The following is a 15,409-nucleotide window of genomic DNA, read 5'->3' on the forward strand; positions in this document are numbered from 1 at the left end:
TGCTTTTTATGTGATATAAAGCTGGCTTTTTTAGGGTGTGTGATTTTATTTTTAATCACTAAAATAAAAACCGTGCTAATTTAGCACGGTTTTTTGGTGAGCGTACAGTCTAGCCATTAGTATCTGTATCGCTTGGCGTTTCAGGTTTATTTATTTTAGCACCCGCTTTACGCACTTCAGATTTTTGAGCCGCCTTGGAGGTTTTCTTAGCACGAACCTTGGATTTTGGCTGGGCTAGTGTAAGAATCCCTACTTGAGGCAGTAGCTGACCTGCGACATTTTCAATCATGTCTTTATAGCTGTTGGTCTTGACCTTGCCTTTTTTGGCATTGCGTGAGACACTAACCTTTGCTTTTGGGGTGGGTTTTACTTTAGGAGTTTTGTCATCAATGACAGCGACTTGGGTATCATCTCCACTTTTTGCAGGTGTATCAGTCTGCTCATCGCCATCGGTTTTATCAGCTTGTTTAATCTCCTCTATTGCTGTTATTGCATTAGCATCTTGAGATTCGTCAGGCTGAGTAGCATCCGCTTTTGGCTCTTCTTGTTTGTGACTGTCGTCGATCACATCTACCTGATGAAGCAAAGCTTCGCTTTGTTCGCTGACTGCTAAAGCAGCCTCACCCCCAGTTAGAGCATTGTATGTGTCAGCGTCATCAGCGATAGGCTTGTCTGCTGGCGTAGCTTGATCGGCGGTACTAGACGTATCTGATTTATAAAAATCAGGATGCTGACCACGAGGGTCATTTGATGCACGGCGACCAATCGGACTTGGCGTAACTGCCGTCTTACCTTGCAGAACAGACGTCTTTGATTTAGCGGTAATCTGCTGTGCATACTCTGTTAGGTAAGTTTCACCAAGCGAGGCATAGCCATAGTTACTAAAATCAACTGCTTCACCGCTACGAGCTTTCACAACTGCTGCAATAAAGCGATGAATAAAATCACCGTCAGCAGACGTACCAAGTGTGCGTTCAATGAAGTCGCCTGCCGTGCCTGTAATGTCTGCCACAGCACTGCTTAGCGAGCGAACCACTCTTGGGTCGTTAATCGCTCTGCCAGTCTGCTTGGCAAGAGCTGCAAGCTTTGCTTTGGTAGCATCATCGGCCTTTGACCAAGTGGCTACTGCTGGCACTGCCAATTTAGGCTTATCTGCTTGACTGCTTGGTGTTGATGTGTGAGCATCATGACTTGGTGCAGTATCATCAATCGCCTGTTTTTCGGATACATCTGGGATTGATGGTGCGACAGTAACATCTTTTTCGTTTGGCTGAATTTCTTCTTTGGCAGAAGGTGTGTGATCAGCGTCTTGTTGAGCGTTGCCTTGAGCGTGTGTTGCCTTGTTGCTCGTTGTGTAATCTGTCTTAGTTTTTGATGGTGCTTTTTTGGTGGATTTATCACCATCTAAGCAGACATGTACCACTTCAGTCGCTAGCTTTTCTTTTATAATCGGAGTGATATGTAAGACGATATCAGTGCTGTTTACTGCCTTTTGTGGACGCTCTTGTGACTCTTTTTTGGTGCTTTTTTCGACAGCGTTTGGTACATCAAGCGTTAGTGATGGCTCGCGAACTACTTCGCCTCGAGATTCACGACGACTGCCTACCTCACGTTTTGGATATTCACGTTTTTCTTCTTTTTTCTTGTGATTATCTTGACGTTCTTTGATGGGATTGCTTTCATCTTTTAGTGTTTCTTTTTTTGGCTTTTTATGGCGAGGCTTGCGTTCGTTGTCATCACGTTCGGTGTACTGTCCCCGTTCATTTTGTGGAGCTGTGTTGGTCTTGGTGGGGATGGCAATTTGACCTGCCGCTCCTAAGCTGACATTACCAGAGTTTACAAGTGACTCAATCGCAAGAGCAGCATCTGCACTGTTAAGGCTGTCTGCAAGCTTTGCTTGTGGTTTTGGAGCAAATAAATTAGACAACCATGCTACTGCTTGAGGGGTGTGTCCTGCTGGTTTGGCTTGGGTTTCTTCTGTTTTTGTTGTCGCAGATTTTTTCTCGTTTGGCTTAGCAGAAGATTGATCTTGCCAGCGGTTATTTTTGGCGTTGGTAGATTCAGCTTGTTGGGTTTGCCAATTCACATCATAGCCACGGTCGCCCATCTCTTCTTCTTCGGCATTGACGATGCGTTCATAGCTAGATGGGGCAAAGCCATCTGGATTAAAATGCAGGCTAAAATTTGGGCTTTCAAGATGAGCGTGCGGCAAGATGGTAACACGTGCACCGCTGTCTTGTTCTAGGTAGACTAGGCTTTCACGTTTTTCATTCAATAAGAAGGCTGCAATTTCAGTCGGCACTTCTGCTTGGATTTCGCCCGAACGTTCTTTTAGGGCGATTTGCTCTATTTGACGCATGATTGATAGCGATAAAGACCGCAAATCTCGAATCATACCATTGCCATGACAGCGTGGGCAGATGTAGCCTGTGGCTTCTTCTAGGCTAGGACGCAGTCTTTGACGGCTCATTTGCATTAGTCCAAACTTGGAGATTTCAGCAAATTGTACCCGAGCACGGTCGTGGCGTGTCGCTTCAATTAGGCGTTTTTCTACTTCTTTTTGGTGGCGTGCGTCTGCCATGTCAATAAAATCAATGACAATCAGACCGCCCATGTCTCTTAGACGCAGTTGGCGGGCAATCTCATCGGCAGCTTCTAGGTTGGTGTGATAGGCGGTCTCGGCAACATCAGAGCCTTTGGTGGATTTTGATGAGTTGATGTCAATAGATACCAGTGCCTCGGTTTGGTCAATGACGATTGAACCGCCTGATGGCAGGCGTACTTCACGCTGATAGGCAGTTTCAATTTGACGCTCAATGCCAAAACGTGCAAACATCGGTTCGTAGTCTGTGTATTTACGCAGTTTGTCAAGCTGAGTTGGCATGACGGCGGCGATGAAATTGGCAGCTTCATTGTAGGCATTTTCGCTGTCAATCCAAATCTCGCCAATGTCATCACGCAGATAATCACGCACCGCACGAGTTACCACGCCAGCCTCTTGGTGTACAAGACAAGGGCTTGGGCGAGTTTTGTTTTGGGTTTGGATAGATGACCAGATGTCAAGTAGGTGGTTAAGGTCGTTTTGCAGGTCTTCAAAACCTTTGCCAAGCCCAGCGGTACGCACGATGATACTCATGTGCTTAGGAATGTCTAAGCTTGCGATGATTTGCTTCATCTCTTCACGCACTTTGCCTGAGATTTGACGGCTGATACCACCGCCTTTTGCATTATTTGGCATGAGTACCAAATAGCGACCAGCCAGTGAGATGTAAGTAGATAGGGCAGCCCCTTTGTTGCCACGCTCTTCTTTTTCTACTTGAACGATGATTTCATCACCTTCTTTTAGAAGCTGTTTGATGCTCTCTTCACGCAGGTTGCCGTGTAGATATTCAGGGGCAATCTCACGTAAAGGCAAAAAGCCTTGTCTGAGAGAGCCATATTCCACAAAAGCTGCTTCTAATGATGGCTCAACACGGGTGATACGACCTTTGTAGATGTTGGCTTTTTTTTGTTCACGAGTGCGATTTTCTAGGTCAAAATCGTATAGGTGATTGTCTTTACAAAGTGCCACACGAATCTCTTCGTTGTGTGTGGCGTTGATTAAAATGCGTTTCATGATGTTCCTTAAAAGGTAAGGACATCAAGGGGTAAGATGGGCGTTGCCTATTAGACAAATGGTTGGGTGTGTTTTAATTGCTTAAATTTTGTGGTATTGTCTTGGGGCGAGATTTTTTCGCTTGGTTGGTTTGTCAGCTTAGGCGAACTATTTTTCGCCTTTTGCTTGGCATCAATGTTTGGTAAATACAGGTGTTTGGTAAATACAGTTTGGTATCAACCACAAGACCACCAACCAACATAACCGTAACATCTAGCCAACATGACCAAGACAACAATACTAAATTTTCATACTAAACCGATAAAACCCATTTGATAAACACGTTATCAAATCAGTTCAACGCCAAAAATAAGTCATCAAATTAAATAATCATCATCGCTTGCACCGATGAACCTAAATACGGTCTTCTACAAAGGCAGTGTTTGTCTTGTGCTTTTGTGTGTATTTAAGTGAAACCTTACGCACCTTGATGTGCAAAATAAAAATAAAATATGGTCGGTTGCTGTGATGAATTTTTCAATGCAAACGGTGCTTAAAAAGTTGTTGAAAACCACGCCATTGTTGGCAAAATCATCACGGTTAAAGTGCAACTGTCAAACTATAACAGTTTTTTGATGAATTTTCCACTAAAATTAACATTTTTACCATGCTTTAACTCCAAATTGGGCAAGCCATTCATTCAAATGATTTCACCGCTTTTGCTAATCATATAAACTTGCCTACATCTGTCTAAGATGAATTGATCACTGCTACTGTCGCTATAACCTGCATGAAAATAAATATTTTTTTGATGATGATTGAGCATGGTCAGTTTATTTATTCCTACGCATCTTTGGGTGATGAACAGTGAGTTGTAGCCCATCTTGGTTGTTGTGCATATCAAACAAACATTGTCCTGCTGTATTATTTGATGATGTATTTTTTGTATGAGTATATCAGGGCTTCCTGATATTAAATAGATAATGTAATCATGATTGATGTAGTCATTCATGATGTCCAAAACGTTGTGATGATCTGTTTTGATTGCCAAGAAATAGGAACAAAATTTTTCAATGATGAAATCTAGTTCTTTGTGTTGTATGTTAAAAAATATAAAAAACAAAATAATATTTATGCCAATTTTTGACATGGGCGAAATATAGTGAATGATTGCACCAAGTAGAATCACAGGAAAAAATACAATGAAATTAAATATTCTGTGTTTTGCAGAAAATAGGATAAATTGTAAAAAGATGTCTTCTTGGTGAAGCGTCCCATCTATATCAAAAAATATGTTTTTTTTCATTGGTTTATCCAATTTATTATATCCCACAATCAACTTAAAAATCTTTCAAATTGTAAAGATGAGCCAGTAGTGAATGAGCTTGTCATTGTAGGCTTAGTTTAGCGACTGTGAAACCCAAAGTTTTCATTTATGTGTTAGGTTTTGTTCATGTGCTGGGTTTCGTTTCACTTATAAGCACAAGCCACCATTGATTTTTTTTGAAAGTTAAAATTAAATTGAGCGTGGATATACAGTATATTATAACAACAATCACTGATTGGCAAATTTGAGTTTTTTGAGTTGTAAAAGTATTTTTATCAAAGTTGGTTTATTGTAGTAAAATAGCATCAAATAACCATTCATGAGTCTGTGATGCAAAAAAACCGCCCCAACCAACCGATCAAATCCCACTCACCCAAAGTTAAGTCGCCCAAAGCTAAGTCGTCTAAACCCCGCTCACCCAAACCCCATTCGCCAAAGCCTAATTCACCCAAATCCTTATCTGCCGATGATGTCATCACAGATTTTGCCAAAGTCAATTTCATCACCGTAACGATAAATCAAGACGGACAGCGGATTGATAATTTTTTGTTGGCACGTTTAAAGGGGTTGCCACGCTCGCATTTGTATAAAATGATACGAGATGATGAGATTCGTATCAACAAAAAACGCTGTAAGCCACATACACGAGTTTATACTGGCGATGTAGTAAGAGTAGCTCCTGTGCGTTTGTCGGCAAAAGACGCTCCAATTATCAGCGATGATTTTGCCAAAGGTTTGCTTGAGCGTATTATCCATGAAGATGATGGACTGATTGTGCTTGATAAACCGCATGGCTTGGCAGTGCATGGTGGGTCTGGTGAGAGCTGTGGGGTGATTGAAGCGATGCGAGTGGCGATGGGTAAGAAGTATTTAGAATTGGTTCATCGCATTGATAAAGACACATCAGGGCTACTGTTGATTGCCAAAAAACGCAGTGTCTTAAAAAATTTGCAAGAACAATTTCGTGAAAAAACCATACAAAAGACCTATTTATGCCTAGTAGATGGTCATGTTAATTCAGATATGCAGACCATTGATAAGCCATTACTTCGGTACACTTTGGCAAGCGGTGAACGCCGTGTGCGAGTAAGTGCTGAGGGCAAGCAAAGTCAGACAGCCATCAAGGTTTTAGCAAGATTTACGTTAGATGGTAAGCCTGTCAGCTTGGTTCAGGCAAGCCCAAAAACAGGGCGCACGCACCAAATTCGGGTGCATTTAGCCAGTATCGGTCATGCTTTATTGGGTGATGATAAGTACCATCGTGGCACAAGCTTTTTTAGTGTTAAGCATCTATGCTTGCACGCTTGGCGACTAAGCTTAGCAGGTGATGGTGAGCATCACAAATTTTGTTCACAGATACCAAGTACGTGGGCAGCATTATTGCCAAGCGATGTTAGCCATCAGCTATAAATGATGATTAACAAATCCCATGAAACAAGGTACAATGCACAAATCTGCACGTTGCACATAAAGGAAACTGATGAAAACCATATTAGTTGATACGACCGCACGCCACGAACAAATTGCCAAATCTATTGGTGAAGCTAAGGCGATTGATTTAGACGACTTATTAGGAGCGATTGACTTAGGGTCAAATAGCTTTCATCTGGCGATTGCAAGGCTAGATCATGGTGAAGTGCGAAAAGTAGCTAGCATTTCTGAGAAGGTGCAATTAGCAGCAGGTCTTGATGAACATAATGTATTGTCCGAAGAAGCAATGCAGCGTGGGCTTGACTGCTTGCACCGCTTTGCTCAGCATGTTACCGAGATTCATCCAGAACGCCTAAGGGTTGTGGCGACTAACGCTCTTAGAAAGGCGGTGAATGCACAGGAGTTTATCCGCCGTGCAAACACGCTTTTGCCGACACCAATTGAGGTTATCGCAGGGCGTGAAGAGGCTCGTTTGATTTATTTGGGTGTGTCGCATACCAACGCCAGTACCGATAAGCGACTTGTGATTGATATTGGTGGCGGTTCAACCGAATTTATCATCGGTCAAGGTTTTGACCCGATTGAAACAGAAAGCCTGCAGATGGGCTGCGTTTCTTTTACTCGTAAATTTTTTAGCGATGGTAAAATCACCAAAAAAGCTTTCGAGCAAGCGATTACAGCCACTCAAACAGAGATGCTCTCAATCACCAAACGCTATAAAAAAGTAGGCTGGGATCATGTGATTGCATCATCAGGGTCGGCGAAAGCTGCTAAGCTTGTACTTACTGAGCTTGGTTTTGCTCATGATGTTATCACACGTGATGGTATGGAAAAACTCATCAACCATCTTTTAAAGCTAGGTCATATTGATAAGATTCATTTTGATGGTGTGAAAGCTCATCGTCAAGCGGTGTTTCCTGCTGGTGTAGCAGAGCTTTATGCCATTATGAAAACTTTAGATATTGCCACGATTGACTATTCAGATGGTGCATTAAGAGAAGGTGTGATGTATGATATGCTTGGGCGATTAGATGATGAAGATGTCAGAGATCGCAGCGTAACCGCCTTAGCTCAGCGATACTCGGTGGATGTTAAGCAAGCGGGTCGTGTGATGACAACTATTACGCCTTTATTTGAGGCTGCCAAAGACGTATTAGGACTTGATAAAGAAGACGGAGATTTATTGCGTCGTGCGGCAGCATTATTTGAGATTGGGCTTGCAGTAGGACATAGTAACTACCAAAAGCACAGTGCTTATTTATTAGAGTTTTCTGATATTGCAGGCTTTTCTCAGGTTGAGCAAGCAATGATGGCACAGATTGTACTTTATCATCGTCGCAAGCTTAAGGCAGATATGCTAAGCACTGTGGAGAATTTAGGTGGTCGTAAGCTGGTTTATTTATGCCTAATTTTACGATTGGCGGTGCAAGCTAGCCAAAGCCGTACCACAAAAGCTGCACGCATCTCATTAACTCTTAGTCGTCCAGATGAATGGCAGGTTATGGTGGGCGATGGTCTGCATGCTGATCTTATTGCATCGCAGTTAAAGGCTGATAGCTCGCAGTTTGCCAAATGGGGTGTTACGCTGATTGTTGGTGATGTGAATTGAACATATCCAAACGACAAAAAATATGCTAAACTATTTAAGTTTACATTTGTTCATTTATTATACAAAGGAATTAGTATGAATACAGTCTGGCAAAGCGTACAGTTGGCCCGTGATGCCAAGCGTCCATTATTCTTGGATTATGTGGCAGATTTATTTACTGAGTTTGATGAATTGCATGGCGATCGTGCCTTTGCCGACGACCGTGCGATTTTGGGTGGATTGGCACGCTTAGATGGTAGACCTGTGATGGTAATCGGTCAGCATCGTGGTAAATCCACTCGTGAGCGTATCGCACATAATTTTGGCATGGCAAGCCCTGAGGGTTATCGTAAGGTGATTCGTTTGGTTCAGATGGCAGAACGCTTTAGCTTGCCTGTTTTAACTTTTATTGACACACCGGGAGCTTATCCTGGTGTGGGTGCTGAAGAGCGTGGACAAGCTGAAGCGATCGCTAAATCTATTGCGGTATTTTCTAGCCTAAAAACCCCCGTCATCGCTACGGTTATTGGCGAGGGCGGTAGTGGTGGAGCGTTGGCAATCGGTGTTGCTGATAAAGTAAATATGCTAGAAAATAGCATTTATTCGGTGATTTCTCCTGAAGGCTGTGCGTCTATTTTATGGAAAACAGCAGAAAAAGCAGCCGATGCTTCAGAAGCTCTAAAGCTTACCGCAAGTAACTTGTATTCGCTTGGCTTGATTGATGAAGTGGTAGCAGAAGTTATGCCAGCGTCTGAAGATAGTAAGCCTGTGATGGCAGCACTAAAATCTTTGCTCACTCAGCAGCTTGATGAATTGACACAGCTTGACACAGCAGAACTTTTAGAAAATCGTTATCAAAGACTGATGGCATTTAATTCTAAAGTATCGCTATAAGCATAAGCTGTCTTTAAAAGCCCGTCGCATTTGATGGGCTTTTATGCGTTATCTGTAGTGATGGTGATGGCTTCACCGATGTTTGATAACTGCTCACGCACCATAAACAGCCGATCAATACCAAGTGCAATGCCACTACAAGATGGCAGATGATCGCAGGCGTGCACCAGATTCATATCAATCGGCATAATAGGCAACTGCAAGGCGTAACGCTTTGCATTATCAGCCTTAAACCGCTCTAAAAGTGCCTGACTATCTGCCAACTCGTCATAAGCATTGGCAATCTCTAAGCCGTTTATATACAGCTCAAAACGCTGTGCCACAGGCAAACCTTCATCGTCATGACAAATCTTCGCTAAGGCGGCAGTTTTTGGCGGATAATCGGTAATCAGTATCGGTGTGTCAAAGCCTAAATTTGGCTCAATAAAATGGCTAAATAACAAGTCAAGCCAGCCTTGTCTATCATCACCCATATCCAGATTAATGCCATGTATCTGAGCGGTATGTCTAAGCGTACTAATGTCTGCAGTAAAAGGGTGAACGCCCAAGGTATCCAAAAACACCTGCTTATAAGAGTAGCTCTTAACAGTTATGCTGTTACCAAGAACGGTGCTTAGTAATTCACCAAGCTCATCAGCTAAGTCGCTTAAGCAAAAGTTTGGGCGGTACCATTCTAGCATCGTAAATTCAATATTATGCCTTAAGCTGCGTTCATTATCTCGAAACACTTGGCAGATCTGAAAAATCGGCACGCCATAATCAGCAAGCACTCGCTTCATCGCAAATTCAGGCGATGTATGTAGATAACCTGTTTTTAATTGACCACCATGATGAAAATTTGCTGATATACTTTCAATAAAAACATCGGTATTACCATAATGAGATAGTACTGGCGTGGTAATCTCAAGCACGTCTTTTTTTATGAAAAACTGACGGATATCATGCAGCATTTTAGCCTTTTTTTGGGCTAGTGCCAGTGACATACTTGGGCGAAAATCAGTATCTTTAGTCATTAAACAGCCATTCTCGTTTTAGGTGATAATTTTTTCTTAGTTCATCAAAGTCATTACCCATTACACCATCGGCATGACAAACTTGCCGAAGACTATCATCGTCTTTTTGGATGTCATAGTGGGATTGTAGTGTTGGTGTGTCTTGGTTTTGTAAGGCGGTTTTAATGTTATGCCAAGTGTGGGGGTTAGGTGGTAATAAGTCGTCTAGCTTTTGGGTGATTGGCAAGCCAAAATAACGACAAAAGTTTTGATAAATCATATCAGTACCACGCAGCTTGCCTTCTAGCGTATAGCCTGCGATATGTGGCGTGGCGATGGCAAGTCTGTCAAGTAAGGCTTTGTCTATATTGGGTTCATGTGGAAAAACATCTAAAATAACCTGCAAATTTTTATCATCTATCGCTTGTAATAAATCATCTTGGTAGATAATCTCACCACGAGCGGTGTTGATGAGTAGGGCGTTGTGTTTGATTTTGCCAAATGCAGATTGGTTGAATAACTGATGAGTAGGATAATTGCCTGTATGCGTCAAAGGGGTGTGAATGGAGATGATATCACTGCCATCAAGCAGGTCGTCAAAAGTCGTGTTATTGATAGATGATGGGGGCAGGTATGGGTCATGACCTAAGATATCCCAATTTAGGTCTTTGGCGTATTTGGCAAGGGTGCTGCCGATATTACCCAGTCCAATAATGCCAAGTGTAACCCCATTGCTAAGAGCATTTGGACAAACGTGGAAAATGGCGGTGATGACATACTGAGCCACCGAATGCTTACTACAACCTTTAGCATTGGCAAAACAAATATCGTTCTTAGCCAAAAATGCTTCATCTACATGATCGGTGCCAATCGTCGCTGAGCCGATAAATTTCACATTTTTTAGGTCATGAAATGTCTGCTCATTCACGGGCGTTACCGAGCGGATGAGTAGGGCGTCTGGAGTGTATTGATCGATGACAGATTGGTTAATGTCTCGTCCTTTTAGGGTGATAAGGCGAACATGATTAAAATAATCATGCACATGAGCGATGTTTTCATCAGCGATGACAGTTAGCATGATTATTCGTCCTTGGCAGCTTCAATAAATGGGCTAAGTTCTTGTTTATGTTGATTCACCCATTCACGCCAAATGGTGAGTGCGATGGCTAAAACCACAGGGCCGATGAACAGACCCACCATACCAAATGCTGTTAAGCCCCCAAGCACGCCGATAAAGATAATGATGAAAGGGATTTTAGTTGCTCCACTAATGACGATGGGGCGTATTAAGTTATCCACCCAGCTGATTACTAAGATTCCCCATAACGCAAGTCCGATACCTTCGGCGGTGTGTCCTTGTGTGAGTAGCCACACCGCCACACCGCCCCATGCAAAAGGCGTCCCAAATGGAATTAGAGCAACAATAAACGTGATAAGCGTCAGTAGAATGGGGTTAGGAGCTCCAGCAACTGCATAGCCGATACCTGCTAAGACTGCTTGGGCGACCGCAGTAAGCCCGATGCCATACACCACGGCTTGGGTTGTCGCACCAACAGAATCAATGTAACCATCAATACGATCGCCAATGACATTTCTTAAGCCTTGGCGAATCTGATGGATTAGGCTTGTGCCATCACGATAAAAGAAAAATAACGTCATAAGTGCCATGCCAAGCTTTGCAACCGATTTTAGCACCACATCGAATGCTACTTTGCCATAATACAGGTGAGACTGAATCCATGCTCGCACAAGTTCCATTGTGCCTTCGGGATTTTTATTAATCTCCCACAGTGTGTCTTTGATTTGTTGTCCAATGACAGGCAGGTTTTTGATGTTGTCAGGAACGTCAACATAGCCTGCTTGAATACGACGGATGACCATGCTGACAAAGCTGATAACCTCTTGTTGCAGAAAAAAAACGCCGACAATCAAAGGAATGCCAATCAAAAGCGAGATAAAGGCAGTCATGATTAACGCAGATAAGGTCTTGCTAAGACGAACCTTATGATAAAAAAAACGATACAAGGGAAAGGTAACATACGCTAAAATCGCTGCCCAAATTGCAGGCACGATAAAAAAATGCACGATTTTAAAGCATAAAATCAGCAAAATCACCAATAACGTAAGTGCCAACAGCCGCCGTACGATGAGTTCTTTGTTCCAGTGTTCAATCATGATTGGAGTCGCAATGTGGGTAAAATAAAATGCCTATTATGCCTTAAATTTTTAAAAATAGCTTGTTTGATGTGGGGTAATTTGCAAAGAATTTTTAAATTTTGTTGCTTGATTGATACAAGTGGGTTTGTGGCTTAGTTTTGGGTTTGGGTGTTGGGCTTGGTGGTGATTAGGCGATTTAACCCATTGGCAAAGGCGATTTTATCTTTATCGCCATATGGTTTTTGTCCGCCCATCTCATTTAGGTCGAGTACATTTGTGCCACGCAAACTTTCCATAAAATCACGAGTGCTAAGTTTAGGCTTGATATTCTCTATCGTCAGTTCATCACCCCGAGATGTCAGCACTTTTGCTCCCTTATTTAGTGCGTCATTGGCAAGTGGAATGTCGCCTGTAATCACCAGATCCCCTGCCAATACCGTATCCACGATATAATTATCCGCTACGTCAAAGCCTTGAGAAACAATGATAGATTTTAAATAAGGCGATGGCGGTAGCTTGGTAAAGCGATTGGCAACAAACACCGCCTGCACGCCTGTGCGATTGGCGGTTTTGATGATAAGCTCTTTGGCAATCGTGGGAATGGCATCTGCGTCTATGTAGATAATCATGGGTGTTATCGTTCATCAAGTACAGCTTCTGCCTCTGCCACCTTATCGCCCATCACGGTAATATGCCCAATCTTGCGACCGTCTCGCTCAGACTTGTGATAATGATGATAATGCACGCCATCAATGGCAAGTAGTCGGCTTTCATCAGGATAAGTGCCAATGACGTTTAACATGACAGACGGCTTGACGATGCTTGTGTCGCCAAGTGGCAAGTCTAAGACAGCACGGATATGATTTTCAAATTGGCTGGTATTTGCCCCTTCAATGCTCCAATGCCCAGAATTATGCACTCGTGGGGCGATTTCATTGGCAATCAACCCTGCTTTGGTAACAAAAAGCTCCAAGGTCAATACGCCCACATAGTCTAGTTTTTCTAAAATCTTGGCGATGTTTTCTTGGGCGGATTTGGTCAAATGCTCTACATCGGGGGCAGGGGCGACTGTCTTGATCAGTATGCCATTTGTGTGGGTGTTTTGGACAAGGGGATAATAGCCAATACTGCCATCTTGACCACGTACAGCGATGAGCGATACTTCACGTTCAAAGTCAATAAAGCCTTCTGCAATCAAGGGTGCAGGCATCGCCCCTTCTGTGGTCGCCTTGCCCAATTCATGCCAAGCGGTGGCGATGTCGCTTTGGGTGTGTATGACAAATTGCCCCTTGCCATCATAGCCACCACGAGAGGTTTTAAGCACAAGTGGCAGACCCAATTCATCACAGGCTTGGTTTAGTTCATCTAATGAATGGATAGCACGATAAGGCACGGTGGTGATGCCAAGCTCATTAAATAAGGCTTTTTCACGCAAACGGTCTTGGGCGACTGTCAAAGCGATGGGTGGTGGGAAAATACCGCCTTTTTGGGTCGCCAAAAGCTTGGCGGTGGCGATGGGCGTATTTTCAAATTCTAGGCTAAAAACATCGGACGCTTTGATAAATTCGTCTAACTGCTCACTGCTGTACACCTGCCCATACAGACTGGCAGGAGCATGGGGTGCGTCTTCTAAAAACACGCAAGTATGCCCAAGTTGCAAAGCGGCTTTGGCCAGCATCATGCCAAGCTGACCGCCTCCTAAAATACCGATGGTTTTGGTGGTGTTTGCCATAAAAATATCCGAAAACTTAAGTAAAATTTTCGGATATTATCGCATATTTTGATGAAAATTGGCGTAAATATTCGCACATTTGCATAGCTGTATCAGCGTTATGGATTATTTGTGCGTTGATGGGTGCTACTTGATGTTAGGTTAGCTTATAATCCCTGGGGTTGGATTTGCCAAAATGCTTTCGGTTTGGGATTGACGAAACTCTTCTAGCTGCTTTGCTAGCTTTTCATCATGTAAAGCAAGCATTTGAATGGCTAAAAGCCCTGCATTAAATGCCCCTGCCGTACCGATGGCAAGCGTTCCTACCGCCACCCCTTTTGGCATCTGCACGATGGATAGCAGGCTATCCCAGCCTGAGAGCGTGCTTGATTTGACAGGCACGCCAAGCACAGGTAGGGCGGTCTGAGACGCACACATACCAGGTAGATGGGCAGCCCCACCTGCCCCTGCAATGATGACTTGAAGTCCATTTTGTTTGGCAGATTTGGCAAAGTCAAACAGACGGTCAGGGGTACGGTGAGCTGACACCACTTCACATACGAATGGTACACCAAAATCTGCTAAAAGCTGTACGCCATGCTGCATGGTTTCCCAGTCAGATTGTGACCCCATGATGATACCAACTTTAGGCTCGCCCTTAGGTGAGATGATTGGACTAGGAAGCGTATTTGACATGGTTTTCCTTAAGTTAAAACAAAAAAATTACCATAATTGAGCTAAAATAGCAATCACTTTATGCATTAGACTTGGGGCGTTAATAGGTTACCAGATGAAATTATCAGCACTTAAGGTGGGGTTATTCGTATCAAAGCGATAGGCGGTTAATACTCCATCTTTACCTGCTGAGTAGTCAATGCACACCACTTGATCAGTTAAGGGAGTAGGCTTGCCATCAAGCCAATAATGCCCAATAAAAATAAACTTATCTGTATTGATATGAAAGTTTTGTAGGTCAGGCGATAAGCTTAGTGTGGTATTTGGTAGGTTATCTGCCATTAAGATTTCACTGATAGGACGGTTTTGCCAGTCATCCTCCCACCATTTTACTCGGGCTCTGGTGCGACTGATGCCTGTCTTGTCGGTTTTGGTTATACCCTTTGGTAACGGTACATCAATGCCTTTTAATAGGCGTTCAGCTGCAAAAAATATGGGCGTGTTCGGTTGTCCCATTAGCTGAACGGCGTGTTCTGTTAGCTGATTGTGCTGGGTTAATAAAGGCTGTAGCTGCCGCATGCTACAAGTGTCATAGCAGGCATGGATAAAAATGGCGTGTGGTGTTTCAATCCATAAGGGCAACTCGTATAGACGGCTTATCCAGTGGCGGTGAAGCTTGGAGTTAAATCCCACTTCATCTAAGAAAGCTTGGTGTTGATGGGTATTATGCTGGCTATGCACTCTTAAGTACGAACCGTCATTGGTGATGGTGTTTGGTGTGGCATAGCCGATGGCATTGTACTCATGATTGCCCATGACAGCGATGGCTTGCTTATTGTCAATCATATCAAAGACGATAAAGAGTGTTGCTAGCTCTTGGTTGCCACGATCAATCAAATCACCGATAAATACGGCTTGGTGACCCTTTGGAGCGATATAACACACGCCATTATGACGATAGCCCAGTTTGGTGAGCAGTCCTTTTAATTTATCTGCCTGCCCATGGATATCGCCGATGATGTCATAAACCATAGTTTAT

12 protein-coding genes are annotated in these 15,409 nt (G+C 43.2%); 3 read left to right on the forward strand and 9 right to left on the reverse strand.

Translation table 11 applies throughout. From position 1 onward, the window contains the following. Positions 1-109: 109 nt before the first annotated feature. Positions 110-3,616 (reverse strand): Rne/Rng family ribonuclease, encoded by a 3,507-nt coding sequence (locus tag LU293_RS06600; RefSeq protein ID WP_242746579.1) that lies wholly within the window; start codon positions 3,614-3,616, stop codon positions 110-112. 679 nt (positions 3,617-4,295) lie between these two features. After that, positions 4,296-4,901, reverse strand: a complete 606-nt coding sequence (locus LU293_RS06605) for an HAD family hydrolase (RefSeq protein WP_242746582.1) — start codon at positions 4,899-4,901, stop codon at positions 4,296-4,298. 351 nt (positions 4,902-5,252) lie between these two features. Here LU293_RS06605 and LU293_RS06610 point away from each other — a divergent pair, with 351 nt between their 5' ends. The 3 genes from LU293_RS06610 (at position 5,253) to LU293_RS06620 (ending at position 8,835) form a co-directional block, all read left to right on the forward strand. Further along, positions 5,253-6,332: an RluA family pseudouridine synthase gene (locus LU293_RS06610; RefSeq protein ID WP_242746583.1), complete on the forward strand. Its 1,080-nt coding sequence runs from the start codon at positions 5,253-5,255 to the stop codon at positions 6,330-6,332. A 70-nt stretch (positions 6,333-6,402) separates the two neighbouring features. Next, positions 6,403-7,962 (forward strand): exopolyphosphatase, encoded by a 1,560-nt coding sequence (ppx, locus tag LU293_RS06615; protein WP_242746587.1) that lies wholly within the window; start codon positions 6,403-6,405, stop codon positions 7,960-7,962. A 75-nt stretch (positions 7,963-8,037) separates the two neighbouring features. After that, complete coding sequence (locus LU293_RS06620) at positions 8,038-8,835, forward strand: acetyl-CoA carboxylase carboxyltransferase subunit alpha (RefSeq protein WP_242746589.1); 798 nt, start codon at positions 8,038-8,040, stop codon at positions 8,833-8,835. 41 nt (positions 8,836-8,876) lie between these two features. On the opposite strand, the gene epmA is transcribed toward LU293_RS06620, so the two are convergent. The 7 genes from epmA to LU293_RS06655 form a co-directional block, all read right to left on the reverse strand. After that, entirely contained in the window at positions 8,877-9,848 is a 972-nt protein-coding gene (gene epmA, locus LU293_RS06625; protein WP_242746592.1) for an EF-P lysine aminoacylase EpmA, read from the reverse strand. Further along, positions 9,841-10,905 (reverse strand): 4-phosphoerythronate dehydrogenase, encoded by a 1,065-nt coding sequence (locus LU293_RS06630; protein WP_375540324.1) that lies wholly within the window; start codon positions 10,903-10,905, stop codon positions 9,841-9,843. Before LU293_RS06630 ends, epmA begins: the two co-directional genes overlap by 8 nt. 2 nt (positions 10,906-10,907) lie before the next feature. Further along, complete coding sequence (locus tag LU293_RS06635; RefSeq protein WP_242746595.1) at positions 10,908-12,002, reverse strand: AI-2E family transporter; 1,095 nt, start codon at positions 12,000-12,002, stop codon at positions 10,908-10,910. A gap of 134 nt (positions 12,003-12,136) precedes the next feature. After that, positions 12,137-12,613, reverse strand: a complete 477-nt coding sequence (locus LU293_RS06640) for a YaiI/YqxD family protein (protein ID WP_242746598.1) — start codon at positions 12,611-12,613, stop codon at positions 12,137-12,139. 5 nt (positions 12,614-12,618) lie between these two features. Continuing rightward, positions 12,619-13,716 carry a 5-(carboxyamino)imidazole ribonucleotide synthase gene (locus LU293_RS06645; protein WP_242746600.1) on the reverse strand — a complete coding sequence of 366 codons (1,098 nt, stop codon included), beginning with the start codon at positions 13,714-13,716 and terminating at the stop codon, positions 12,619-12,621. 141 nt (positions 13,717-13,857) lie between these two features. Beyond that, a complete protein-coding gene (purE, locus tag LU293_RS06650) occupies positions 13,858-14,391 on the reverse strand; it encodes a 5-(carboxyamino)imidazole ribonucleotide mutase (protein WP_242746603.1) in 534 nt (177 codons plus the stop codon). An 87-nt stretch (positions 14,392-14,478) separates the two neighbouring features. Next, on the reverse strand, positions 14,479-15,402 hold the full coding sequence (locus LU293_RS06655; RefSeq protein WP_242746605.1) for a metallophosphoesterase: 924 nt from the start codon (positions 15,400-15,402) through the stop codon (positions 14,479-14,481). Positions 15,403-15,409: the final 7 nt, after the last annotated feature.

It is taken from the genome of Moraxella nasovis, assembly GCF_022701215.1.
In the GTDB taxonomy this organism is placed as follows: Bacteria; Pseudomonadota; Gammaproteobacteria; order Pseudomonadales; family Moraxellaceae; genus Moraxella; species Moraxella nasovis.

What these genes read in the sequence shown, in the direction of transcription:
- LU293_RS06620 (WP_242746589.1), top strand. Translation starts at nt 8,038, where the DNA reads ATGAATACAGTCTGGCAAAGCGTACAGTTGGCCCGTGATGCCAAGCGT.
- LU293_RS06630 (WP_375540324.1), bottom strand. Translation starts at nt 10,905, where the DNA reads ATGCTAACTGTCATCGCTGATGAAAACATCGCTCATGTGCATGATTAT.
- ppx (WP_242746587.1), top strand. Translation starts at nt 6,403, where the DNA reads ATGAAAACCATATTAGTTGATACGACCGCACGCCACGAACAAATTGCC.
- purE (WP_242746603.1), bottom strand. Translation starts at nt 14,391, where the DNA reads ATGTCAAATACGCTTCCTAGTCCAATCATCTCACCTAAGGGCGAGCCT.
- LU293_RS06600 (WP_242746579.1), bottom strand. Translation starts at nt 3,616, where the DNA reads ATGAAACGCATTTTAATCAACGCCACACACAACGAAGAGATTCGTGTG.
- LU293_RS06610 (WP_242746583.1), top strand. Translation starts at nt 5,253, where the DNA reads ATGCAAAAAAACCGCCCCAACCAACCGATCAAATCCCACTCACCCAAA.
- LU293_RS06640 (WP_242746598.1), bottom strand. Translation starts at nt 12,613, where the DNA reads ATGATTATCTACATAGACGCAGATGCCATTCCCACGATTGCCAAAGAG.
- LU293_RS06605 (WP_242746582.1), bottom strand. Translation starts at nt 4,901, where the DNA reads ATGAAAAAAAACATATTTTTTGATATAGATGGGACGCTTCACCAAGAA.
- LU293_RS06645 (WP_242746600.1), bottom strand. Translation starts at nt 13,716, where the DNA reads ATGGCAAACACCACCAAAACCATCGGTATTTTAGGAGGCGGTCAGCTT.
- LU293_RS06655 (WP_242746605.1), bottom strand. Translation starts at nt 15,402, where the DNA reads ATGGTTTATGACATCATCGGCGATATCCATGGGCAGGCAGATAAATTA.
- LU293_RS06635 (WP_242746595.1), bottom strand. Translation starts at nt 12,002, where the DNA reads ATGATTGAACACTGGAACAAAGAACTCATCGTACGGCGGCTGTTGGCA.
- epmA (WP_242746592.1), bottom strand. Translation starts at nt 9,848, where the DNA reads ATGACTAAAGATACTGATTTTCGCCCAAGTATGTCACTGGCACTAGCC.